Genomic DNA, 22,930 nt, shown 5'->3' with positions numbered 1-22,930 from the left:
GGGCGCGACGAGGGCGCACCGGGAGCAGACCGGCCGCCCGGCCCGGCCGAGGCCGGTGTCAAGGACCCACGGTGAAGCGCCCGTTGAGGCGCTGGGCTCGATCTGCTCCAGCGGGGCGACCGCGCGGTCCTGGTACGGGACGCGGGCCCGCCCGTCGCCCCAGGCGTCGTAAGGGCGGACGCCCTCGCGTAGGGCGGGCTCGCACCGCCGCCCATGCAGGGGATCCGGAGCCCGCGGACGCGGACGGCCCCGGTGGCGTCTGCCCGCACCGCCGCCGCGCCGTCGGGCAGTCGGCCCGGTGATCCGGGGCGCCGGACGACGGCGGTCACCGGGTGTCCGCGTGCGGCGGCCTCGGTGACGACGCGGGAGCCCGCCTTTCCTGCGGCTCGACGCCCGGGGGTCTCGGCAAGTTCTTCACCCGTCCGACCGGTGCCACCCCCCCGGCGGCTTCCGCCGCCCACCGCACACGAGGGCGCTGCCCGCGGCTGCCGCGCGCCCCGCTCCGGGGTGACACCGCGTGACCGCCGTACCGTCCGGGCGTTGCGCTGGGCGTGGGAGGGGGCGGGAGTGGCCGGATCGCGTACTGGTGCGGGGCGTACCGCTGCCACTTCGCTGAACGGAAACGGCAGGAAGGTCAGGGGACAGGGTATGGACTTCGGCAGGGTCGACCGGCGCCGGTTCCTGGGGACGGCTGCGGCAGGGCTGGTCACCGCCGTCTCGCCGCCGCCGGCGGGGGCACGGGAAGCGGCGGACGGGGCCGGTGCGCCGGCCGGCCGCACCCAGCGGTACCTCACCTACACGCGGATGACCGGGGGTTCGGTCACCGCCTGCCGGGCCGGCGGTGCGCTGATCGCCGAGGTGCAGGGGGTGTTGTGGCGGGTGCCCCGGGGCGGCGGAACGGCCGAGCAGGTGACGGGCTGGGAGCTGGAGGCGACGCGTCCCGCCGTGTCCCCCGACGGTGAGAGTCTGGCCGTGTGCGGCTATCGCGGGGGCGGTTTCCATCTGTGGACGCTGCGGCCGGACGGCGGCGGACTGCGGCAGGTGACGGACGGGCCCTGGGACGACCGCGGTGTCGCCTGGTCGCCGGACGGCACCCGCCTGGCGTTCTCGTCCGAACGCGGCGGCGACGCCACGGCCGGCGCCTCCTACGGGCTGTGCGTGCTGGACGTGGCCGACGGCCGGCCGCGCCGGCTCACCGGCGGGGACTACGAGGACTTCGATCCGGCCTGGTCGGCGGACGGCCGGTCGCTGGTGTGCGTGCGCGCCGCCCACACACCGGGCGGCGGCAACGACGGCGGACTGGCGCTGGTCCGGGTACCGGCCGCGGGAGGCCCTGCCGAGGTACTGCGCACGGTGACCGGGGGCCGGCTGCTGTGCCCGTCGGTGTCGCCCTCGGGGCGGATCGCGTACGTGCGGCTGGCCGGCCCGGCGGCCCCGGGGCTGCCGGCCGACGCGGCACTGCTGATGGTCGACGGGGAGGTCGTCACGGCGGACGAGGACCTGGCTGCCGCTCCGCCGTGCTGGCTGAGCGAGGACGAGCTGCTGTACGTCGGGGACGGGCGGATCCGAATCCGCTCTCTCGGCGGCTCCTCCGTGCGAGAGGTGCCGTTCGCCGCCCGTATGCCCATGCCCGGTCCGTCCCCGGTCCGTCGCCGTCGTCCGCTCGCACCGGAGCGGCAGCGACCGGTACGCGGTCTGCACCGGCCGGCCCTGTCCCCCGACGGCCGCAGTGTGGCGTTCGTGGCGCTGAACGCGCTGTGGCTGATGCCGGTCGGGGGCGCTGCGCGCAAGCTGCTCCAGGCGGCCGACGTCCATCTGATGCAGATGCCGGCGTGGGCGCCGGACGGGGGCAGCCTGCTGTACTGCACGGACCAGGACGGGCTGGTGGCCGTACGCCGCCGTCACCTGGACAGCGGCGCCGACGAGCCGTTGACCGAGGGCGGCCGGCTGTATCCCGCGCTGTCCCCGGACGGCACCCGCCTGGCCTGCCAGGACCTCACCGGGAACCTGCTGCTGCGCACCCTGGCCACGGGCGACGAGCAGCGGCTGGCCCGGCCGCTGGCCACCGACGGGCCGCCCGGGGCCCCCAGTTGGTCGCCCGACGGCCGGTACCTGGCCTTCTGCGACCGCAACCGGCTCAACCAGCGGTTCCGCGAGGGCTACCACCTCATCCGCGTCATCGACACGCGTACCGGCGGCGAACGCCGCCATCTGCCCGCCGAGCACCAGTCGCTGTCCGACCGGGTGGCCGCCGGGCCGGTGTGGTCCCCCGACGGCCGCTGGATGGCGTTGGTGGCCGAGTCGGCGTTGTGGCTGCTGCCCGTGACGGCCGACGGCACACCGGAGGGTCCGGCACGCCGGCTCACCGACGAGCCGGCCGACCACCCCAGCTGGTCCGCGGACTCCGCCACGCTCCTGTATCTCTCCGCCGGACGGCTGCGCCGGCTCTCCGTCCCCACCGCACGAGCCCGCACCCTCCCGGTCCGGCTGACCACCGGGCGCACCGCGGGCGCCTTTGCCGAGCCGCTGCGGATCCACGCGGGACAGCTGTGGGACGCCACCGGCGCGCCACCCCGGCACGACGTGGACATCCTCGTCACCGGCAAACGGATCACCGCCGTCGAGCCGCACCGCGCCCGCCGACCCGGCCATCGCACTCTCGACGCCTCGGACCGGACCGTCCTGCCCGGCCTGTTCGACAGCCACACCCACCCCTATGCGGCCACCTACGGTGCCCGGCAGAGCCTCACGGCGCTCGCGTACGGCATCACGACCACGGCCTGTCTCGGCGGTCCGCTCTACGACGCCGTCCGGCTGCGCGAGGCGGCCGCCTCGGGGGATCTTCTCGGTCCGCGGCAGCTCGCCTGCGCGGAACTCGTCGACGGCGCCCGCACGGCGTACAGCATGGGCCGCGCCCACCGCACCGGCGAGGGCGTCCGGCGCACGCTCCGCCGCGCCACCGCGCTGGACGTGGACTTCGTCAAGACCTATGTGCGCGCATCCGGCGAGGTCATGGCCGAGGCGGCGGAGGCCGCCCACGCGCTGGGGGTGCCCAGTGGCAGCCATCTGTGCGCCCCGGGCCGGGCGGCGGGCCAGGACCTGACGACCCATCTGCAGGCCACCCAGCGCCTGGAGTACGGGCATGCCGTCACCCCGCTCGGCCGGATCGGCCAGGATCTGGTGCAGCAGTACGCCGACGGCTCCTTCGCCCTGGTCATCACGCCGTTCAGCGCGCAGATCCTGCTCGCCGCCGAGCCGCGGCTGGCCGAGGACCCGCGCGTGACGCGCCTCATGCCGCCCTGGGACGCCGCCGCCGTCCGCGAACACGCCCGGACGGCGCCCACCGACGCCCAACGGCAGGCCCTGGCCACCGAGATGGCGGACTACCGTCGGCTGGCGGCGGACGGCGCCCGTATCGCCCTGGGCACCGACGCGCCCCTGGTCCCGGTCGGTCTCTCCCTGCATCTGGCGCTGCGGGCGCTGCACGCCCACGGCTTCACGCCCGCCGAGGCCCTGCACAGCGCGACCACCGTGCCGGCCCGCCTGTTCGGGCTGGACGCCGACCTCGGCACGGTGGAGGAGGGCAGGATCGCCGACCTGACGATCGTGGCCGGCGACCCCTTCTCCGACTTCGCCACCCTGGTCGACATCCCGGTCGTGGTGCGCGAGGGAGTGCCCCACACGCAGGGCGACCTGACGTCCGCCCACCGGCCGGACGCGGCAGCCGGGCAGGCGCCTCCCCGCGGCATGACATGGCTCGAGGTGGCCGGTCACCTCCGGCGCAGCTCGTGCTGCCCTCCTGGTCCGGACGGCGTCTAGGAGGCTTCGTCCTCGGTGGCGGTGCGGCTGGCCAGTCGTTCGTAGCGCTGTCTGGCGGCCTGGGGCGTGCCGAGCCCCAGGCCGAAGGCGATCTCGGGCCAGGTCATGCCCCGGCCCCTCGCCATCTCCAGGAGCCCGGTCTCCAGTTCGTCCAGCTCCGCCCGCACCAGCGGGACGAGGCTCAGCGCGGCCGTGATGTCGGCGTGGTCCACCTCCGGCTCCCCGTCTTCGCGCAGTGCGGCCCCGCTGAGCAGGAACGTCACAAGCCTGACGGCCTCGTGCGGCGCGAGGAGCGTCGGATTCGTCTGCCGCCGCCGTTGCTCGTCCGTCGCGGCGTGCCGCTCGGCGATGCGGAACAGCGAGGCGTAGACCCGTTGGGCGCGGGCCTGCTCGGGCTGCGGGGGTGTGAAGGGATCGGTGGGGTCCGTGGTCGATGACATGTGACCAGCATGGGACTGCACACGACATGACGGCAACTGAATATTGTGAACAGGTTGTTCACTTCGGTCAGGAGAGCGGTGCGGTGATCTCCCGCTTGAGGATCTTGCCGCTCGGACCCATCGGCAGCGTCTCCGCCAGCCACACCCGGCGGGGGTACTTGTAGGCCGCGACCCGGTCCCGCACGAACTGCTGCAGTTCCTCGGTGTCCGCCTGGGCTCCCGGCCGCAGTACCACCGCGGCGGCCACCTCCTCACCGAGCCGCTCGTCCGGCACACCGAGCACCGCGGCGAGGGCGACGGCGGGGTGCTCGTGCAGCACCTCCTCGATCTCGCGCGGGTAGACGTTGTAGCCGCCGCGGATGATGAGGTCCTTCTTCCGGTCGACGATGAACAGATAGCCGTCCTCGTCCCGGCGGGCCAGGTCGCCGGTGCGCAGCCAGCCGTCGGGGACGGTGGCGGCCGTCTCCTCGGGGCGGTGCCAGTACTCCTTCATCAGGTTGGGACCGCGCACGGCCAGCTCACCGACCTCGCCCGGGGCGACGTCCCGGCCGGCGTCGTCCAGCAGCCGGACCTCGACGTCGCGGATCGGCGTGCCGATGGAGCCGGGCTTGCGCGGGCGGTCGGGGTGGTTGAAGGACACCACCGGGCTGGTCTCGGACATGCCGAAGCCCTCCAGCACCATGCAGCCGAAGCGCCGCTCGAACCCGTGCAGGATCTCCACCGGCAGGGACGCGCCGCCCGAGATGCACATGCGCAGACTGGCGACGTCCGCCGCGGCGGCGCCCGGGTGCTGCAGCAGCGCCGCGTACATGGTGGGGACGCCCTCGAACACGGTCGCCCGGTCGCGCGCGATGGCGTCGAGCACCGTCTGCGGCTCGAAGCGGGGGACGAGGGTGAGTGAGGCCCCACTGCGGACGGCGACGTTCATGGTGCAGGTCTGCCCGAAGATGTGGAACAGCGGCAGACAGCCGACGATCACGTCGTCGGACGTCAGCCGCTGGACCTCGGTGACGTTGACCTCGGTGTTGTGGCGGAGCCCGGCGTGGGTGAGCGCGGCGCCCTTGGGCCGGCCCGTGGTGCCCGACGTGTAGAGGAGCACCGCGACGTCGTCGCCGGCGGCCGCGGTCACCTCGTACTGCGGCTCCAGGCGCGCCAGTTCGGCGGCGAACGCGGCCGGTTCGACCGCCAGGCGCCGTACCCCGGCGGCGGCCGCGCCGGCCGTCCCCTCTCCCGGTGCCTGGTACCACTCGAAGAGCAGGACGGCGCCGGAGTCCCGCAGGTGGTACTCGGTCTCGCGCTCCTTCAGGAGCGGGTTCAGCGGCACCACGATGCCGCCGGCGCGCAGGACGGCGTAGTACAGGACGACGAACTCGGGCACGTTCGGGAGCATCAGCGCAACGCGGTCGCCCGTGCGCAGGCCCTCGGTGCGCAGCAGCGCGGCGGCCTGCGCGCTCAGCCGGTCCAGTTCGGCGTAGGTGGTGGTCTCCGTCCCGAGCCGCAGCGCCGGGCTGCCCGGCAGCCGTCGTGCCGTCTCCACCAGGAACTCCGCCAGATTGGCCATGATGCCTCCTCGCACGCACGCTCACCGCGCTCACGGGGCCCCGCCCCCCGGCGCTCACGCGGGGTCCCGCCCCCGACGCTCACGGCATGGTCGCCCGGACCATCGCGGGGGTCCATGGCGGCGCCCACAGTTCACCCCCGCCCGAGTTGTTCCGGAGGACAATCTGACAGCCGTACGCTGCGGGTATGGGTTTGCAGAATGTGGCCGCCGCGTTGCGTGTGCGCCTTCCGGAGCTGGGCGAGCTGATGACCGAGCGCATCCGTGCGGAGGTCGAGTCCTACGCCGACGACGCGCTCATCCCCTTCGCGTCGCTCAGGGAGTCCTGCGAGGGCAACGCCGATCTGCTCCTCGGCCGTTTCGCCTACGGCGCCGAACCCGATGTGGGAGCCGCGCAGCAGACCGGACGGCTGCGCGCCGAGCAGGGGGTGCCGCTCGCGGACACGCTGCACGCCTACCGGGTCGGTTTCGAGTTGCTGTGGTCGGAGATGGTCGACGAGGCCCGTCGGCATCCGGAGGCGACGGACGCCGAGCTGGTGGCCGGTTCCTCGGAGATCTGGGCCCTGTTCGGCCGGTACGCGGAGGCCGTGGCCGCCGCCTACCGCGAGGCCAGCGCGGAGCTGGCGCTGCAGCGCGAGGCGCGCCGCTCGGCCCTGGCGGAGGCCCTGTTCACGGGCGCACTCGCGGACCGTACGACGCCGTGGGAGGCGGCCCGGCAACTCGGCCTGCCGGAGCGCGGCCCGTATGCGGTCGTGGCCGCGTCGGTGCCGGATCCCGGCCAGGAGCCGCTGCCCGGCATCGAAGCGGCGTTGCGCCGTTCCGGGGTGCCGTCGGTGTGGCGGCTGCTGCCGGACCAGCAGATCGGGCTGGTCTCGCTCGCGCACCGGGACGCGGAGACGGTGAGCCTGCGGGCGCTGCGCCGCCGGCGTGCCCGGGTCGGCGTCAGCCCTCGGTTCGACTCGCTGCGGGACACTCCGCAGGCGCTGCGTTTCGCCCGGCTGGCACTGGCCGGGCTGCCCGCAGGCGGGCCGGGGGTCACCCGGTTCGACGACAGCCCGCTGGCGATGCTGGTGGCCGCGGCCCCAGCGGAGGCCAGCCGCCTGGTCGAGGTCGCGCTGGGGCCGCTCCTGGGACTGCCGGAGGCGGAGCGGGCACGGCTGCTGCAGACGCTGGGGCACTGGTTCGGTGCGGGAGGAGTGGCCGCCGAGGCCGCCGAACGGCTCTTCGTCCACCCGAACACCGTGCGCTACCGGCTGCGCCGGGTCGAGGAGCTGACGGGCCGTTCGCTCTCCGACCCGATCGCCCTGGCCGACCTGGGCGCCGCGATGTACGCCCTGCGCCTGCTGCCCTCCTGAGGGATCGCCCCGGTGCCGGCGCGTCGGCGTCGGTGACGGTCTGCACGGGCCCGGGGTACGCGCGGCGACCGCGCGCCCGACCCCCGGCGCCCTTGTCCAGGGGATCGGGGCGGTGGGTCCGCCGCGAACCGGCGGGCCGCTAGCCGGTCTCGGTGAGCCGGTAGACCGAGACATGGGAGCGGGACTCGGCCGTGAACTCGGCACCCTCCCAGTCCGCGTGGCGCGACTCCAGCTCGAATCCGGCCAGTTGGGCCATGAGGTCGAGTTCGGACGGCCAGATGTAGCGGTGCGGGCTGCGGTACAGCCGGGCCTGTTCGGTGCCGTCGAAGTGGAAGTGGTGCGACACGACCCGCTGGTCGAGGATGTCGTAGGTGTCGAGCCCGATGTAGTCGGAGTCGGTGCGCCACACGGTGGCCGCCCTGCCCGGGGGAAGCGTGCGCAGTTCGGGCACCCCCAGTTCGATCACGAACCGGCCGCCGGGTGCGAGATGACGGGCGGCGTTGCGGAAGCACTCGACCTGCCCGGCCTGGGTGAGCAGGTTGGAGATCGTGTTGTAGACGAGGTAGACCAGGGTGTACGCCCCCGGGGCGGCCGTCGTCGCCATGTCACCCATGACCACGGGGATCGTGGCCGCGTCGGCCTTGGTCCGCAGTTGCTCCACCATCGGGCCTGACAACTCGATGCCGGTGACGGGCACGCCCCGCGCGGCGAGCGGGACGGCGACCCGTCCCGTCCCGATCGCGAACTCCAGCGCCGCTCCGCCGTCCGCCAGCTCGGCGAGCCGTTCCACCACGGGCGTCAGCACCTCGGGCGCGAACATCCCGGTGCCGGGCGTGTCGTAACGCCGGGCGACGGCGGCGTCCCAGATGTTCTCCTGCTGCATTTCAGCAACGCTGGCCTCCGGCCGGTGGGTTGTCCACCGAATATCGTCCCGCCGCTCGCACCTCCCGGGTGCCATCGACACCAGGAACCGATCCTCTACGGTAGATCTTCGCACAGCATGTCGCACAGCTTTCGACATTTCGAATGACCGGGTCTACGGCAGGACGCTGTCCGCCACCGAGGCCGCAGCCCTCGCCCAGGGTTCCTGGGGGGCTTCCTCAGCCCTGCGCGGGACGGTGTGCCGCCAGCAGTGCGAGTGTGCTGCCGAGTTGGCGGCGCATGTCCGGATCGGCGATCAGACCGTCCTCGTCGAGCGTGTCCCGGCCTACGGGGAGCCGTCCGCAGGCCGGTGCCACGACGGTGGCTCCCGTGTAGCCCAGGACCGTCCGCAATGTGGCCTCCGCCCCCTGTCCGCGGCCGGGGGCGGCCGCGTTGATCCAGGCGGTCGGCTTGTCGCTGATCTCCGTGCCGCCGACCGTCCAGTCCAGCAGGTTCTTGAACGAGCCCGGCAGCGTGCCCGCGTACTCGGGGGCGCAGATCAGGATCCCGTCCGCGCGCTCCAGCGCCGCCCGCAGGCCGGCGACCGGGTCCGGCAGCGGGTCGGTGTCGTCATCGGGGTTGAAGGGGGGTAGCCGGGCGAGGTCCTCGTACAGAACCGTGTCCACCCCCACCGACGGCGCCACGGCCTGCGCGGTCCGCAGGACGGCGTCGTTGGTGGAGCCCTTGCGCAGACTTCCGGAGAGCAGCAGGATCATCGGCGTCGACGTCATCCGCCCAACCTACTGCCGGGTTCTCCGGCCGTGCGCACCGGCCCCGGCCCCGGCCGGCGCCGGACGAACACCTCGGTGCCGGGCACACGTTCGGAGAACAGTCCCGCTGCCGAGGTCCGAAGGAGCAGGCGGCGCAGGTCCGTTTCGAAGGCCTCGCGGCGGGGCCGAACAGGTGGGGTGCCGCGTAGGACATGGAGAACGTCCAGGCGACCACGTCGTCCACCGTGCGCCGCAGCTCCTGTCCGCCGGGGACGACGTAACGCTCGGGGCCCAGGAAGCCGGCACCGGCGAGGATCGCGCCCTCGCCGCCGGCCGTGCCCCGCGGCAGCAGCCCTCGGCCGGCCCGGCGGACCGGGCCCAGGTATCGCTTGACCACGGCCTCGGCGATCATTCCGGCGCCCGGGTCGACTCCGGCGGTCTCGCGGAACAGCCCGGCCAGCGGGACGGTCCGCCGTTTTGAACGCGTTCAATTATGGGGCTACGCTGTGCCCACCGAACTGAGGGGGCTCGATGAAGGTGGTTCTGCCCGGGGGAACCGGACAGGTGGGCACGATTCTCGACCGGGCGCTGACGGCGGCCGGGCATGAGGTGACCCTGGTGAGCCGGCACCCGCGAGGAGACCGGCAGGTCGCATGGGACGGGGTCACACTCGGCCGCTGGGCCGAGGCGGTCGACGGCAGCGATGTCGTGATCAACCTGGCCGGACGCAGCGTCTCCTGCCGCTACACCGACGAGAACCTGCGGGCCATGATGGACTCGCGGGTGGACTCGGCACGCGTGGTCGGCGAGGCGATCGCCGCCGCCGCGCGGCCGCCGCGGGTGTGGCTGCAGATGAGCACGGCGACGATCTACGCCCACAGCTTCGACGCGGCGAACGACGAGGCGACGGGCACGATCGGCGGCTCGGAGGCCGGGGTTCCGGAGTACTGGGCGTACAGCGTCGCCATCGCGCGGAACTGGGAGCGCGCGCAGTCCGAGGCGCCGACGCCCGGGACGCGGAAGGTGGCGCTGCGCTCGGCGATGGTGATGAGCCCGGACCGGGGCGGGGTCTTCGACGTGCTGCTGGGCCTGGCCCGGCTGGGGCTGGGCGGGCCGGTCGCCGGTGGGGCGCAGTACGTCTCCTGGATCCACGACGAGGACTTCGTCCGCGCGGTGGAGTTCCTGATCGAGCGGGACGACATCGACGGGCCGGTGAATCTCGCCTCCCCCGGCCCGCTTCCGCACCGTGAGTTCATGCGGGCACTGCGCGCGGCCTGCGGCGTCCCCGTGGGGCTGCCCGCCACGCGGTGGATGGCGGAGCTGGGGGCGTTCGCGCTGCGCTCGGACACGGAGTTGCTGCTCAAGAGCCGCCGGGTGGTCCCGGGCCGGCTACGCGAGGCCGGGTTCGACTTCGCCCACGGCGCCTGGCCGCAGGCCGCCGTGGACCTCGCGGGACGGGCCAGGTCGTCCCGGGCGGCCCGTCGCGGGCGGGCAGGGGCGGCGGCGTCCCGGTGGCGGAGCTGACCCCGGTCACGGGCGGCGGAGTGGGGCACGCGCCGCCCGGGTGACGCCCAACAGCGCCAGCGCGACCACCTGGATCGCGGCCACCACCGTGATCAGCAGGGGAATCGAGTAGCCGTACAGGCCCCCGGTCAGTGCGCCGCCCGCCAGGCTCGCCGCGCCCACCACGCCGGCGAAGAGGCCGTACGCGGTCGCGCGCCGTCCGCTCGGCACCAGGTCGGCGACGGTGGCCCGCAGGGTGGACTCCTGGATGCCCATGGCGGCGCCCCAGACCAGCGAGCCGGCCACCGCGACGCCGACGGTGTCCGTGAACGCCAGCAGCGCCACGCCCGCGGTGAGCACGGGCAGGGCGACCAGGACGCGCGGGCCGAACCGGTCGTACAGCCATCCGGTGGCCAGTGCCGCCACGGCGTCCACGACCATCGCCGCCGCGTACAGCACCGGCACCCAGGCGGTGGCCATCAGCCGGCGCTCGACCAGGTGGTAAGAGAGGAGGCCGAAGGTGGCGAAGCCGGTCGTGGTGGCCGCCGTGAACCCGGCGTAGGCCCAGAACGCGCCGGGCAGCCGTCCATCGGCCGGCTGGTCCCGCGCGGGGGTACCGGTGGTCGCCCCGCGCTCGTACGCCTCCGGGTCAGGCACCCGGCTCCTGAGCCACACCAGCAGCACCAGTACGGCGACACCGGGCAGTGCCAGCACGCCGAGCGCGGGTCCGTAGTCACCGCCGGTCAGGACCAGCATCGCGGCGACCAGGAGCGGGCCGATCAGGGCACCGATCTGGTCCAGGGCCTCGTGCACGGCGAAGCCACGGCCTCGCCCGGTCGCCGCGGTGGCGTGCGACAGCAGCGTGTCCTTGGCCGGGGAGCGCACCGCCTTGCCGACGCGCTCCGCGATCACCAGGGCACAGGCCGCCCACAGCACGCCGACGACACCCAGAAGCGGAACCGACGCGACGGTCAGTGCGTACCCGGCGATCGCCAGCCCCCAGAAGCGCCGGGTGCGATCGGCCAGGGGGCCCGAGACCAGCCGCAGGCCCAGGGCGGCGGCCTCCCCCGCGCCCGTCACCACGCCGACCACCAGGGCGGACGCTCCCAGCGAGGCCAGCAGGGGGCCCGTGACCGACCGGGCGCCCTCGTAGACGAAGTCCGCGAGCAGGCTGACCGTGCCGAACCACACCACGAACCGCCACGGTCCCATCACCGCCCGCTCCGGGCCCGGCCCCGCGTCCTCGATGCTCATGCCCTCATCCTGGCTTCCGGGTCAGGTCTGCCGGAAGTGGCTCGGTCTGCCGTCGGCCGTCACCAGACGGCCCAGCTGTGCGGCCCGGTCGCGCGGCAGCAGCGTCCAGGTTCCGTCGGCGCGGTGCAGGGCGGCCGAGTGCCAGGGGGTGGTCCAGGCGTCCGGGGCGTCCAGCAGGCGGATGCCGAACTTCGCGGCACCGACCGGCTGGGGGTGGATGGACAGTCGTACGGCGGCCGGATGGTGCTCGGCGATCAGGGCACCCCAGGCACGGCTGCGCTGGAGGACCGCGTACGCGCGCTGCCGGCAGGCGCGTTGGAGGGCCGACCGGGTGCCGGGGAACCCGGCGGTGTCCTCGACGAGGAAGCGCGTGATGCCCCGGTAGAGGGCGCGTGCCTGGTCGTCGGCGTGCACCTCGGCGCGCAGGGCGTCGACGGTGGGCGCGTGGTGCCGGTGGACGCGGGCGCGTTTCGCGTCGTACGGCAGGTCGCCGAGCACGTCGCGCAGGTCGAAGACGGAGAGCCGGGTGAGGCCCAGGCGGGCTATGAGGCTGCGCAGTTCGTCGGCGTAGGCGTCGATGTGCGCGTCCGGGACGTGGATGACGTCGCCGAAGACATGTCCGTCGGAGCAGATCACGATACGGGCGCCGGGCGGGTGGATCCGCTCGATGTCCGTGCAGAGCCGGTGCAGGAAGCCGAGGGACAGGCGTTCGCCCTGATCGGGCAGGCGGCCCAACACCTTGGCCGGGTTGGGGGACTTGCAGGGGAAGGCGGGAAGGGTGAAGACGACCGGGGCGCCGTCGCGTACGAAATCCCCGATGCGGCGCAGCTGGTGGGGGAACGCCTGCACGGGCGCGGGGGTCCGCTCCATGGTGCGGTGGTGGGGCAGGAGCAGCCTGAGGATGGCGGCGCTGATGCGCGTGGGGCGGGGGTCCGGCGCGGTCGTCAGAGGCATGGGGGTCTCCGGGAAGCGGGAATCGGGAAGGAAGAAGCGTGGGGATGTGCCGGTGTGCCGGCCCGCGAGTGCGACGCTGGTTCGCCGGCGGGATGCGGCCGGGCGTCCGTGGCGTCGGGAGGGGACGGCCGGCGGGACGCGTGCGGCAACCGCATCCGGCCGGCCGGCGGGGGCCCGGCCGCCCGTCACCAGCGCGGACCAGGTCCGCCCGGGTCGTACGCCCCGGGCCCGCCGCGATCGCAGGCGGCGCTACGACACCGTCGGCCCGGTCGGCGGAAGAGGCGGCTGGTACGCGGCCGTCGGCCCGATCGGTGGAAGGGGCGGCCGGTACGCGGCCGTCGGCCCGTTGAGCAGGACGGGCACGTGCTGCCCCCTCTCCGCCGGGGAGCGTGTCAGAGGCGCACGTCGTAGTCGACCGGCAGGTGGTTGGTGCCGCGGGCCAGGACCGCCGGGATCCACTCGATCTCCTCGTCGGCGACGGCCGGACGCAGGCCCGGCAGTCTGGACAGGAGCGCGCCCAGGGCGATCTGGAGTTCGGCGCGGGCGAGGGCCGCGCCGGGGCAGAAGTGGATGCCGTGGCCGAAGGCGAGGTGGGGGTTGGGGCTGCGGTCGAGGTCCAGGGTGTCGGGGTCGGCGAAGCGGCGCGGGTCGCGGTTGGCCGCGCACAGGGAGACGATGACGGAATCGCCGGCCGGGATCCGGGTGCCCTGCAGGTCGCTGTCCTGATCGAAGAAGCGCCAGGTGGTGAGCTCGAAGGCGCTGTCGTAGCGGAGGAGTTCCTCGACGGCGCGGGGAAGCAGCGAGGGGTCGTCCCTCAGACGGGTGAGCTGGGCCGGGTGACGGAGCAGGGCGATCAGCGCGGTGGTGATCTGGTTGGTGACCGGTTCCTGGCCGGCGACCAGGAGCTGGAAGATCATCGAGTCCAGCTCCGCCTGGGACAGTTCACGCCGGTCCCGAGCCGCGACGAGGCCGGTGAGGAGGTCGTCGTCCCGGTGCGCGCGCTTGTGCGCGACGACCTCGGCGATGTAGTTCTGCAGCCCGTGCAGGCGGGCCTCGTACAGCGGGCGTCCCGGATCGGCGGGGCCGACGGGCTGGACCACCTTGCCCCAGTCGCGGTCGAACCGCGCGGCCTGCGTCGGTGGCAGGCCGATGACCTCGGCGAGCACCTGGAAGGGGAAGTGCGCGGCGAAGCCCGCGACGAGGTCGGCGGGGCCGTTCCCGGGCAGGTCGTCGACGAGTCGGTCGGCCAACTGCTGCATGCGCGGGCGGAGCCGCTCGATCCGGCGCGGGGTGAAGGCGTCGGTCACGAGGCGCCGCATGCGGGTGTGCTGCGGCGGGTCCTGATGCAGCAGGTGCACCTGGAGCTGGGAGTGCTGGGGCTCGGGCATGATCGAGGCGCGGGCGCGCCAGCGGGGGTTGCCCCGCTCGTGGTTCTTGCCGAGACGGTCGTCGCCCAGCGCGGAGTGGGCGGCGTCGTATCCGGTGACGAGCCAGGCCTGGACGCCGCTCGGGAACAGGACGCGGTGGACCGGCCCGTCCTCGCGCATCCGCGCGTACAGCGGGTAGGGGTCGCGCTTGTAGGGGCAGCCCATGAGCGGGACGGGTTCCCGTGTGTCCGCGGTGCGTGTGTCCGCGGTGGCCGTCGGTTCCTGGGGGGTCATGTCCGGGCTCCTCACAGGGCGAGTTCGGGTCGGTGGTGGTCCAGCCACAGGGCGAGGTCGACGACGCGTTCCAGACGCAGCCGGTGACCCCACCGCAGCCGGTCGGGCGGGGTGTCGAGGCAGGGTTTGATGCGGGTTTCGTCGACGAGGTCCCGGACCTGCGCGCCGGCCAGGGCGTCCCGGGCCAGGTTCTGCAGGCCGCGGTTGTAGTCGGGGTGGTGGGTGGCCGGGTAGTGGTTCTTGGGCCGGTGCAGGACCGAGTCGGGGGCGAGGCCGGTGCCCGCGGCGCGCAGGAGGCTCTTCTCCCGGCCGTCGTGGCTCTTCAGCGACCAGGGCACGTTGAAGGCGTACTCGACCAGTCGGTGATCGCAGTACGGGACCCGCACCTCCAGGCCCCGCGCCATGCTCAACCGGTCCTTACGGTGCAAGAGTTGGCGCAGCCAGCGGGTCAGGGACAGGTGCTGCATCTCGCGCTGCCGGTGTTCGGCCGGTGTCTCGTCGTCCAGGTGCGGCACGTCGGCCAGCGCGCCGCGGTAGGTGCCGTCGCGGAACTCGGCCATGCGCAGGTCGAGTTCGGGGTTGAGGGGCATGGCGGCCTCGTCGCCGGTCACCAGCAGCCAGGGGAAGGTGTCGGCGGCGAGGGCCTCGGGGCTGTGGAACCAGGGGTAGCCGCCGAACACCTCGTCCGCCGCCTCCCCGGACAGGGCGACCGTGGAGTGCCGGCGGATCTCGCCGCACAGCAGATACAGCGAGGTGTCCATGTCGCCCACGCCGATGGGCGAGTCCCGCGCCACGACGACGGCCCTGCGGTGCTCGGGGTCGAGCAGGGCGTGCGGGTCGAGGACGACCGTGCTGTGGTCGGTGCCGATGAAGGCGCCGGCCTCGATGGCGTACGGGGTGTCGTGCCCGGTGCGCAGGACGTCGCCGGTGAACCGCTCGGCCTGGTCGCTGTAGTCGACGGCGTGGGAACGGATGCGGGCGTCCGGGCCCTCGCGCAGACGGAGTTCGTCGGCGAGCAGCGCGGTCAGGACGGTGGAGTCCAGGCCGCCGGACAGCAGGCTGCACACCGGGACGTCGGCCTCCAGCTGGCCACGGGCCGCGGTGCCGACCAGGTCGCCGACGCGCTCGACGGTGGTGTCGAGGTCGTCGGTGTGGGGTGCGGCCGCCAGCTGCCAGTACACCCGTTCCCGCACGCCGTCGCGGTCCAGGACCAGGCATGCGCCGGGCTGCACCTCCCGGACCCCGGACCACAGCGTCGGCCCGGTGTTGAACAGCAGGCTGTAGGCCTCCCTCAGTCCGTCGGCGTCCACCCGCGGCCGTATCTCGGGGTGGGCGAAGAGGGCCTTGGGCTCCGAGGCGAAGGCGAGGCCGCCGTCGACCCGTGCCCAGAAGAGGGGTTTGACACCGAGCCGGTCCCGCACCAGCACCAGCTTCTGGGCCCGCTCGTCCCAGACGGCGAAGGCGAACATGCCGTCCAGGTGCTCGGCGACGGCCTCGCCCCACTCGGCGTAGGCGCGCAGCACCACCTCGGTGTCGCTGCGGGTGCGGAAGTGGTGTCCGCGGGCGCGCAGTTCGGTTCGCAGCGCGTGGTGGTTGTAGATCTCGCCGCTGTGGCTGAGCACGAGGGCGGGTGCCTCGGGTCGGTCCGGCATGGGCTGTGTGCCGCCCGCGAGATCGATGACGGCCAGCCGGCGGTGGCCGAGGGCGGCCCGCTCGCCGAGCCAGATGCCGCCGGCGTCGGGGCCGCGGGGGGCGAGCGTGGCGGTCATGGCCTCGATGACCGGGGTACGGGCGCGGGCGTCGCCGTGGAAGGACGCCCAGCCGGTGATTCCGCACATGAGTACTCCTGGATCAGGGGGAACGGTTCAGCGATCAGCGGGGATCGGTGTCGGGGCGCCGGCCGGGCAGCGCGAGCAGGGGTACGGCGAGGCAGGCGGCCGCGGCGGCCAGGGCCAGTGCGGCCCGGGCGCCGGCTGCCGGGCCGGTGATGCCCCAGGCGGCGGTCGCGAGGGCCGGGCCGAGGGCGAAGCCGAGGCTGCGGGCGAGTTGCACCGTGGAGCCGACGGCGGCGATCCGGTCCGGTGGGGCCGCGCCCATCACGAGGGCCTGGGTGGGGCCGCCGTTCAGGCCCATGCCGATGCCGGCCAGGGCGAGGCGCCAGGCCACCGCTGTGGGCGACCAGTCCTCCCCCAGCGACAGCAGCAGGAGCAGCCCTGTCGCGGTGAGCGCGGCGCCGGTGACGGCGACCGCCCGGGGTCCGCAGCGGGCCGGCCCGCTCGCGCGGGACCGGTACCAGGAGGCGTCGGCCAGGCGCCCGCCGAGGGGGCCGGCCAGGGCCATGCCGAGCGGGAAGGCGAGCACCGTGAGCCCTGTGGTGGTCGCGCTGAGCCCGTCGTCGCGCTGCAGGTGCAGGGCGACGACGTAGTGCATGGCGGCGAATCCGGCCGCCAGCGCCAGGACCGCGCCGTGTGCCCGCAGCAGTCCGGGGACGCGCAGCACACCGACGAGGGGCCGGCCGCCCGCGCCCCGCAGCCACCACCCCAGCGGCGGCAGGGCGGCCACGGCGAGCAGCAGCCACCGCGGGCCGTCCGCGGCCAGCGTCAGCGCCAGCAACAGGGTCGCCACACCGACGGCCAGCAGCGCGGTGTCCCCCAGGGACCGCCGGGAGACGCGCGGCCTCGCCGCACGCGCGCGAACCTCCCGCACCGGCCGCGCCACGGGCATCGCCAGCACGGCGAAGGCCAGTGCGCAGAAGGGCAGTTTGACCAGGAAGACGGAGCGCCAGCCCAGGTGGTCGAGCAGCAGCCCGCCCACGGCCGGTCCGAGCATCGCGCCCAGCGGTCCCAGGGTGGCGGGCACGCTCATCGCCCGTCCGCGCAGCTCCGGCCGTACCGAGCGCATCGCGAGCACCGGCATCGACACGAAGAGCACCGCGCCGAAAGCGCCCTGGGCGATCCGGGCGGCGATCAGCCAGGCGGCCCAGGGAGCGGCGGCGGTCAGGGCGCCGCACAGCCCGAAGCCTGCGGTCGCGACCAGCACGGCGCCGCGCGTCCCGTACCGGTCCAGCAGCCGACCGGCGGGCAACAACAGGGCGACCACGGGCAGTTGACAGCCCAGTGCGGCCCACTGCGCGGTCGCGGCGGACACCCGCAGACCGTCGGCGATGTCCGCGAGTGCCACGTTCACGATGCTCATGTCGAGCATCGCCACGAACGACAGCACACCCGCCACCGCGACGTGCAGCCAGCGATCCTCGCCCACGGGTGCGGGGCCGGCCCGCCCCGGCTCGGGACGGTGCGGTTTCACGCTTCCGGACACGGCACGTCTGCTCCTCAACGCCATGAGGGGGCTTCCTGCTTCGGCTGGGCCGGGGTCCGGTGGTCGAAGGCGATCAGCGGGTCACCGGTGAGCGGGTGGTCGACCACGGCCGCGCGCACGCCGAACACCTCGGCCAGCAGCGGCGGGGTGAGCACCTCGCGGGGCGGTCCGGAGGCGATCACGGTCCCGGCGTGCAGGACGTGCAGCCGGTCGCAGACGGACGCGGCGGCGTTGAGGTCGTGCAGCGACACCAGGGTCGTACGGCGCCGGCCACGCAGCAGGGCGAGGAGTTCGACCTGGTGCCGGACGTCGAGGTGGTTGGTCGGCTCGTCCAGGACCAGGACGTCCGGGCCCTGCGCGAACGCCCGTGCCAGAAGCACCCGTTGCCGTTCGCCACCGGACAGGGCGGCGAACCGGCGTCCGGCCTGACCGTCCATGCCGACGTCGGCGAGAGCGCGGGCGACGACGTCCCGGTCGGTGGCGTCCTCGCCCGCGAACGCCCGCTTGTACGGCGTACGCCCCATGGCGACGACCTCACGCACCGTCAGTTCGAAGTCGCTGCCGCGCTCCTGTGGCAAGGCCGCGACATGCCGGGCCGCCAGGGCCGGAGTCAGCTCGCGGATGTCGGTGCCGGCCAGCAGAACCCGTCCGGCGGTCGGTCTCAGGTGGCGGTACACCGTGCGCAGCAGCGTGGACTTGCCGCTGCCGTTCGGGCCGACGAGACCCGTGATCTCGCCCTCGGCCGCTACCAGATGTGCGCCCGCCACGACCGTGCGGCCCGCGTAGGCCACCCGCAGGTCCTCGATGTCGATCCTCAACTGTCGCTCCCCAGCCGCCGGTCCAGCAGGTACAGCAGGGCCGGAGCGCCCAGCAGGGAGGTGACCACCCCGACCGGGAGCTCCTGGGCGTCCATGGCCGTACGGCAGACGATGTCGACCACCACGAGCAGCACGGCGCCGCCGAGCGCGGAGACGGGCAGCAGCCGCCGGTGGTCGCCGCCGACGAGCAGCCTGCAGACGTGCGGCACCATCAGCGCGACGAAGGCGATCGCCCCGGAGGCGGCGACGAGGACGCCGGTGAGCACGCTGGTCACCGTGAACAGTTCGCGGCGCAGCCGGGTGACGTCGACGCCGAGCCCGGCCGCCGTCTCGTCGCCCATCAGCAGGGCGTTCAGGCCGCGGGCGCGGGCCTGCAGGCACAGCCAGGCGCCGGGTACGGCGAGGGCCGGGAGGGCGAGGAGGTCCCAGGTCGCCCCGCCGAGGCTGCCCATGAGCCAGAAGAGCACGCTGTGGGTCTGCTGCTCGTCCCCGGCCCGCAGCACCAGATAGCTGGTGAAGCCGGACAGGAACTGGCCGATGGCGACCCCGGCCAGCACCAGGCGCAGCGGCGCGAACCCGCCGCGCCGGGCGGCCACCGCCCAGACGAGCGCGAAGGTGGCGAGCGCCCCGGCGAAGGCCGCTCCGGACAGGCCGACGCCGAGTGTCCCGCCGGTGCCGAGGCCGAGCACGAGGGCGGCGACGGCGCCGAGCGAGGCACCGTTGGAGATGCCCAGCAGGTAGGGATCCGCGAGCGGGTTGCGCACCAACGCCTGCACGGCCGTACCCACCAGACCGAGCCCGGCTCCGACGAGCGCGGCGAGCAGGGCGCGGGGCACCCGGAGCTGCCAGACGATGAGGTCGTCGGTGCCGGGCCTCGGTGCGGCCCCGGTCAGTCTGCGCCCGACCACGTTCCACACCTCGGCGGGTGGGACGGAGGTCGACCCCCAGGCCACCGCCGCCGTCAGGGCCAGCAGCAGGACGATGCCGAGGACGAGCAGCAGCGGCCCGGCGGGCAGGATGCGCGCGTCCCCGGCCGTGCCGGTGTCCGCGCGCCGCGAGAGAGCGGACCGCACGGCTAGCGGACCTTTCGCGGGTAGAGGGTGCGGGCGATCTCCCGTACGGTGTCGGCGTTCTGCACGCCGGCGATGGTGGTCCGCTCGGAGCCGATCCGCAGGAAGTGGCCCGCCTTGACGGCCTTGAGCCCCTTCGTGGCCGGGTTGCTCCTGAGCCACTGTTCTGCCTCGTCGAAGGCCCTGTCGTTCGCCGCGGCGCTGCCCCGGTCGCGTACGCCGAGCTGGATCCAGTCGGGGTTCTTGGCGATGACGTCCTCCCAGTCGGTCTGCCGGTAGTCGCCGTGGCAGTCGGCGAAGACGTTGCGGGCGCCGGCGAGGGTGATCACGGCGTTGGCGACCTGGCGGTCGCAGACCACGGTGGGCTGCTTGGTCCCGGCGTCGTAGTCGAAGAAGAAGTACGTCGGGCGTTCGCTCGGTGCGGTGCCGCCGATCGCCTTCCGGACCGCGTCGACCTTCGCGCGCATGCCGGCGACGAGTTCCCGCGCCCGCGCGCTCGTGCCGGTGACCGCGCCGAGGGAGGTGATGTCCGACTCGACGGCCGACAGGTCGGTGACCGGTTTGGTGCTGCGCGCGGCGCAGGCGGTGGACTTCAGGTAGAGGTGCTTGATGCCGGCCGCCTTGAACTCGTCCTCGGTCGGCGCGTCACCCATCCCGCCGCCGCCCATGCCGCCCATCGCGGCGAAGGTGTCGAGGTAGAGGTCGGCGCCGGAGCCGAGCAGCTTCTCCTTCGGGATGACGCTCCGGCTGAGCACCTTGACCTTCTGCGCCCGCGCGTCGAGCGGACCGGGCAGTGTGCCCTTGCCGGGCGGGAACCCGGTGCCGATCACCCGGTCCCCCACGCCGAGCCGCAACAGCAGCTCCAGGCCGGAGGCGTTGCTGGTGACGATCCTCCGGGGGGCCTTGGCGAAGGTCGTCGCGGCGCCCGCGCAGTCGGTCACGGTCACCGGGTACCCGCCGGACACGGCCGCCCCCGCACCGCCGTCCGCGGCGTCCTGCCTCCCACCGCCGCCGCAACCCGCCACCAGCAGGCCGCCCAGTACGACGGCCGCCGTACCGCCCCACATGCGAGAACGCATCGAACAACTCCAAGTTCCACTCGGTACGCGGGTGAACCTCCGTCACCCGGTCCAGTAGTCGGGGCGCGGGCGCCGGGAGTTCCCGGAGGCCGGAGATCCGGTTCGAAAGCGTCCGGAACGGGTTCGGAGGGGCGCGGGCCGCACGCGAAGGACGCCACGGTCCGGCTCGGAGGGCGGCCTCGGTCGCACGTGGAGAACGCAGCGATCCGACTCGAAGGATGGCCTCGGTCGCACGCGAAGAACGCCGCGATCCGGCTCGAAGGGGCGCCAGTCGCACATGCAGGGCGGCACGGTCCGGCTCGGGGGAGGTGGCCCTGGTCGCACGCGAAGCACGCCGCGATCCGACTCGGAGGGGGCGCCGGCCGCACGCGAAGCACGCCGCGATCCGGCTCGAAGGGACGCCGGTCGCACAGGAGGGGCGCCACGGTCCGGCTCGGAGGGTGGCGCCGGCCTCGTGGGGCGGGCGCCACCCTCCGGACGGCTCAGGCCGCCAGCGTGGCGGCGGGCCGCTCCGCGGCGTCGAGCAGGTCCGTCAACGTCGCCCGGGCACGGGCCACTCGCGAGCGGACCGTGCCCACGGGACAGTCGCTGACCGCGGCGGCCTCCGCGTAGGGCAGGCCGAGCAGCTGGGTGAGGACGAACGCCTCCCGGCGCTCGTCCGGCAGACAGGCGAGCAGGTCCAGCAGGGCGATGCCGTCGTCGAATCCGGGCAGGTCCCGCGGCTGGGCCGACTCGACCGCCAGTTGCCAGTCCGCCACGTCGGACAGCTTGGGCCGGGCGGCGGCGTACCGGTAGCTGTCGATCACCGCGCGACGTGCGATGGACAGCAGCCAGGCGCGGGCCGAGGAGCGGCCCTCGAAGCGGTGCAGGCTGCTGATCGCGCGCAGGAACGTGTCCTGCGCGAGGTCGTCGACGGCCTGGGGGTCGGCGCAGAGGTGGGCGACATAGCGCTGGACGTCGCGGTGCAGGGCACGGACGAAGTGCTCGACCGCTTCCGGGTCGCCGCCACGGGCGGCCAGCGCCCAGGCGGTTATCGACTCGTCGGCGGATACCGCCGGGTCGTACGCGGTCCGCGGTGCGGGCAGGACAGGAGTGATCACCTGGTGTCCTTCTCGGGTCAACCGTGACCGGACCGGGGCGCGGGTGAGCGCGGACGGTCCGGTGAGTGAGGGGACGGTCCTACGGCGCGCGACGCCGCCTACAGCGCAGGGCTGCGGCCGGATCGCCGGGGCACGGCAGTGCTACGGCATGGGGGCGTTGTGGCACCTGGGTGCCACGGCGTGCGCGCGGACGTATGACCGTGGCCCGAGGCGCACAGGGGCGGCCTCGGGATACCGGCTGTCTTCAGACGACAGCGGTCCCCACGGGAGGCCCGCGCGAGGTGATCGCGTGGATGAGGAGGTCGAGGCTGGGCTGCCGGTCGGAACGGGGCCGGCGCAGACGCCGGTCCGGGCGCTCGCCGGTGACGGGCAGGGCCAGCAGCAGCCGCAGCGGCGCGGCCAGCCATCCGGCCACGGCCCGCAGGACACGGAACGCGGCCCTCTCGCCGTACGCCAGCCACAGCCCGGTGAGGAGCGCGGCCAGCAGGTGGGCGGCCAGCATCCCGAACGACGAGGTGTCGCCGCCCATGGCGTGCCCCATGTGCGACATGTGACTCATGGACGTGTGCCCCATGTGTCCCATGTCCATGGAGTCCATCCGCATCGACCCCATGCGCATGTCCGTGGCCGCGGGTCCGGACGCCGGGGACAGCGCGCTCCCGGACGCCGACTGGGCGAGGGAGAACGCCGTGTGCAGCGCCGCCTGGGCGGCGACCACGAGCGGGACGACGAGCCACGGGCCGCGCTCACGGCCCGTCAGACACCAGCCCACACCGCCGGTAGCGGTCAGGCCCGCGACCAGCGCCCAGGCGGGAACATCCTGCCCGGACATCAGGACGTGGCCGAGGGCGGCGAGCACGACACAGACGGCCGCGAACACCGCGGCCCGTACTGTGCGCGAACACCACCCTGCTGTCATGTCACCCCATCCTCGCATCCCGGCTCGCGTCGTCATGCGGAGGTACGGACACTGCCCCGCCCACGCACTCACCGCACCGGACGTGACCCACGTCACCGGCGCGGCACGGAACCGGCGGGCCGTTCCCTACGACTGCTACGGCGGGGAGCATCTCAGCGGGATCGTCACAGGGGGTACCGGCCCGCCAGTACGAACTGGGGGACGCCGACGGCGGCTTCCAGGTAGAGGTGCGCGGGCCCGTCCGCCGTGGAGGGCACCAGGGTGAACGGCATACGCATCCCGGGAGCACCGGCACCGCCGAGGAACAGCGCGTAGGCCGACCAGGTGACGGACGCCGTCACGCCGACCGACACAAGGGTTTCCATGGTCGCCGCCGCGTGCCGCAGCCCGCGCACCGCCCGCGTGTGGAACGGCCAGGCCCCCCACACGGCGACGGGCGCGGTGGACGGCT

General features: G+C 74.1%; 17 protein-coding genes and 2 pseudogenes. 3 read left to right on the top strand and 16 right to left on the bottom strand.

The annotated features are described in order from the left end of the window. Positions 1–648: 648 nt before the first annotated feature. Positions 649–3,819 carry an amidohydrolase family protein gene (locus tag IO33_RS0106865; RefSeq protein WP_051926488.1) on the top strand — a complete coding sequence of 1,057 codons (3,171 nt, stop codon included), beginning with the start codon at positions 649–651 and terminating at the stop codon, positions 3,817–3,819. Here IO33_RS0106865 and IO33_RS0106860 read toward each other — a convergent pair. Together IO33_RS0106860 and IO33_RS0106855 are read right to left on the bottom strand one after the other, a co-directional pair. After that, complete coding sequence (locus IO33_RS0106860) at positions 3,816–4,259, bottom strand: hypothetical protein (RefSeq protein WP_031161368.1); 444 nt, start codon at positions 4,257–4,259, stop codon at positions 3,816–3,818. The two genes, IO33_RS0106865 and IO33_RS0106860, sit on opposite strands and share 4 nt — an antisense overlap. Positions 4,260–4,326: 67 nt before the next feature. Next, on the bottom strand, positions 4,327–5,820 hold the full coding sequence (locus IO33_RS0106855; protein WP_031161365.1) for a long-chain-fatty-acid--CoA ligase: 1,494 nt from the start codon (positions 5,818–5,820) through the stop codon (positions 4,327–4,329). A 185-nt stretch (positions 5,821–6,005) separates the two neighbouring features. On the opposite strand from IO33_RS0106855, the gene IO33_RS0106850 reads away from it, so the two are divergent. Beyond that, positions 6,006–7,172: a PucR family transcriptional regulator gene (locus IO33_RS0106850; RefSeq protein WP_245235721.1), complete on the top strand. Its 1,167-nt coding sequence runs from the start codon at positions 6,006–6,008 to the stop codon at positions 7,170–7,172. 139 nt (positions 7,173–7,311) lie between these two features. On the opposite strand, the gene IO33_RS0106845 is transcribed toward IO33_RS0106850, so the two are convergent. The 3 genes and pseudogenes from IO33_RS0106845 to IO33_RS52285 all read right to left on the bottom strand — a co-directional run. Beyond that, on the bottom strand, positions 7,312–8,055 hold the full coding sequence (locus IO33_RS0106845; RefSeq protein WP_031161360.1) for a class I SAM-dependent methyltransferase: 744 nt from the start codon (positions 8,053–8,055) through the stop codon (positions 7,312–7,314). A 217-nt stretch (positions 8,056–8,272) separates the two neighbouring features. Then, positions 8,273–8,824, bottom strand: a complete 552-nt coding sequence (locus tag IO33_RS0106840; RefSeq protein WP_031161358.1) for an NADPH-dependent FMN reductase — start codon at positions 8,822–8,824, stop codon at positions 8,273–8,275. Continuing rightward, positions 8,821–9,206, bottom strand: a pseudogene (locus IO33_RS52285) (SAM-dependent methyltransferase); the annotation flags it as partial. The pseudogene IO33_RS52285 and the gene IO33_RS0106840, both read right to left, overlap by 4 nt. Before the next feature lie 128 nt (positions 9,207–9,334). Between IO33_RS52285 and IO33_RS0106835 the strand changes: the two are divergent. Continuing rightward, complete coding sequence (locus IO33_RS0106835; RefSeq protein ID WP_031161356.1) at positions 9,335–10,327, top strand: TIGR01777 family oxidoreductase; 993 nt, start codon at positions 9,335–9,337, stop codon at positions 10,325–10,327. A 6-nt stretch (positions 10,328–10,333) separates the two neighbouring features. Here the strand turns inward: IO33_RS0106835 and IO33_RS0106830 are convergent, their stop codons facing one another. The 11 genes and pseudogenes from IO33_RS0106830 to IO33_RS0106780 form a co-directional block, all read right to left on the bottom strand. Next, positions 10,334–11,560 carry an MFS transporter gene (locus IO33_RS0106830; protein ID WP_037685011.1) on the bottom strand — a complete coding sequence of 409 codons (1,227 nt, stop codon included), beginning with the start codon at positions 11,558–11,560 and terminating at the stop codon, positions 10,334–10,336. A gap of 21 nt (positions 11,561–11,581) precedes the next feature. Next, positions 11,582–12,514 carry an L-tyrosine/L-tryptophan isonitrile synthase family protein gene (locus tag IO33_RS0106825; RefSeq protein ID WP_031161351.1) on the bottom strand — a complete coding sequence of 311 codons (933 nt, stop codon included), beginning with the start codon at positions 12,512–12,514 and terminating at the stop codon, positions 11,582–11,584. Between the two features lie 392 nt (positions 12,515–12,906). After that, a complete protein-coding gene (locus tag IO33_RS0106820; protein ID WP_031161348.1) occupies positions 12,907–14,175 on the bottom strand; it encodes a cytochrome P450 family protein in 1,269 nt (422 codons plus the stop codon). Positions 14,176–14,186: 11 nt separating this feature from the next. After that, entirely contained in the window at positions 14,187–16,013 is a 1,827-nt protein-coding gene (gene asnB, locus IO33_RS0106815) for an asparagine synthase (glutamine-hydrolyzing) (RefSeq protein WP_031161346.1), read from the bottom strand. Between the two features lie 34 nt (positions 16,014–16,047). Next, a complete protein-coding gene (locus IO33_RS0106810; protein ID WP_245235720.1) occupies positions 16,048–17,493 on the bottom strand; it encodes an MFS transporter in 1,446 nt (481 codons plus the stop codon). Positions 17,494–17,507: 14 nt separating this feature from the next. Then, on the bottom strand, positions 17,508–18,311 hold the full coding sequence (locus tag IO33_RS0106805; RefSeq protein WP_031161341.1) for an ABC transporter ATP-binding protein: 804 nt from the start codon (positions 18,309–18,311) through the stop codon (positions 17,508–17,510). Next, a complete protein-coding gene (locus IO33_RS0106800; protein ID WP_031161339.1) occupies positions 18,308–19,384 on the bottom strand; it encodes a FecCD family ABC transporter permease in 1,077 nt (358 codons plus the stop codon). Before IO33_RS0106800 ends, IO33_RS0106805 begins: the two co-directional genes overlap by 4 nt. Positions 19,385–19,386: 2 nt before the next feature. Beyond that, positions 19,387–20,460: an ABC transporter substrate-binding protein gene (locus tag IO33_RS0106795; protein ID WP_209438818.1), complete on the bottom strand. Its 1,074-nt coding sequence runs from the start codon at positions 20,458–20,460 to the stop codon at positions 19,387–19,389. Positions 20,461–20,942: 482 nt separating this feature from the next. Continuing rightward, the gene (locus IO33_RS0106790) at positions 20,943–21,560 is read right to left on the bottom strand and encodes a sigma-70 family RNA polymerase sigma factor (RefSeq protein WP_031161334.1); all 618 of its coding nucleotides are present in this window, start codon (positions 21,558–21,560) and stop codon (positions 20,943–20,945) included. A gap of 244 nt (positions 21,561–21,804) precedes the next feature. Then, on the bottom strand, positions 21,805–22,479 hold the full coding sequence (locus IO33_RS0106785; protein WP_031161333.1) for a hypothetical protein: 675 nt from the start codon (positions 22,477–22,479) through the stop codon (positions 21,805–21,807). Positions 22,480–22,652: 173 nt separating this feature from the next. Next, positions 22,653–22,919: pseudogene (locus tag IO33_RS0106780) on the bottom strand (heavy metal translocating P-type ATPase); the annotation flags it as partial. Positions 22,920–22,930 lie beyond the last annotated feature (11 nt).

The sequence above is a fragment of the Streptomyces durhamensis genome (genome assembly GCF_000725475.1).
Classification (GTDB): domain Bacteria; phylum Actinomycetota; class Actinomycetes; order Streptomycetales; family Streptomycetaceae; genus Streptomyces; species Streptomyces filipinensis.
The sequence above is the reverse complement of the archived record's forward strand: the minus strand, read 5'-3'. Positions and strand labels throughout refer to the sequence as shown.

Coding starts and splice junctions, on each gene's coding strand:
- IO33_RS0106865 (WP_051926488.1), top strand. CDS start 649: ATGGACTTCGGCAGGGTCGACCGGCGCCGGTTCCTGGGGACGGCTGCG.
- IO33_RS0106845 (WP_031161360.1), bottom strand. CDS start 8,055: ATGCAGCAGGAGAACATCTGGGACGCCGCCGTCGCCCGGCGTTACGAC.
- IO33_RS0106830 (WP_037685011.1), bottom strand. CDS start 11,560: ATGAGCATCGAGGACGCGGGGCCGGGCCCGGAGCGGGCGGTGATGGGA.
- asnB (WP_031161346.1), bottom strand. CDS start 16,013: ATGTGCGGAATCACCGGCTGGGCGTCCTTCCACGGCGACGCCCGCGCC.
- IO33_RS0106835 (WP_031161356.1), top strand. CDS start 9,335: ATGAAGGTGGTTCTGCCCGGGGGAACCGGACAGGTGGGCACGATTCTC.
- IO33_RS0106840 (WP_031161358.1), bottom strand. CDS start 8,824: ATGACGTCGACGCCGATGATCCTGCTGCTCTCCGGAAGTCTGCGCAAG.
- IO33_RS0106795 (WP_209438818.1), bottom strand. CDS start 20,460: ATGCGTTCTCGCATGTGGGGCGGTACGGCGGCCGTCGTACTGGGCGGC.
- IO33_RS0106785 (WP_031161333.1), bottom strand. CDS start 22,479: ATGACAGCAGGGTGGTGTTCGCGCACAGTACGGGCCGCGGTGTTCGCG.
- IO33_RS0106855 (WP_031161365.1), bottom strand. CDS start 5,820: ATGGCCAATCTGGCGGAGTTCCTGGTGGAGACGGCACGACGGCTGCCG.
- IO33_RS0106820 (WP_031161348.1), bottom strand. CDS start 14,175: ATGACCCCCCAGGAACCGACGGCCACCGCGGACACACGCACCGCGGAC.
- IO33_RS0106825 (WP_031161351.1), bottom strand. CDS start 12,514: ATGCCTCTGACGACCGCGCCGGACCCCCGCCCCACGCGCATCAGCGCC.
- IO33_RS0106860 (WP_031161368.1), bottom strand. CDS start 4,259: ATGTCATCGACCACGGACCCCACCGATCCCTTCACACCCCCGCAGCCC.
- IO33_RS0106850 (WP_245235721.1), top strand. CDS start 6,006: ATGGGTTTGCAGAATGTGGCCGCCGCGTTGCGTGTGCGCCTTCCGGAG.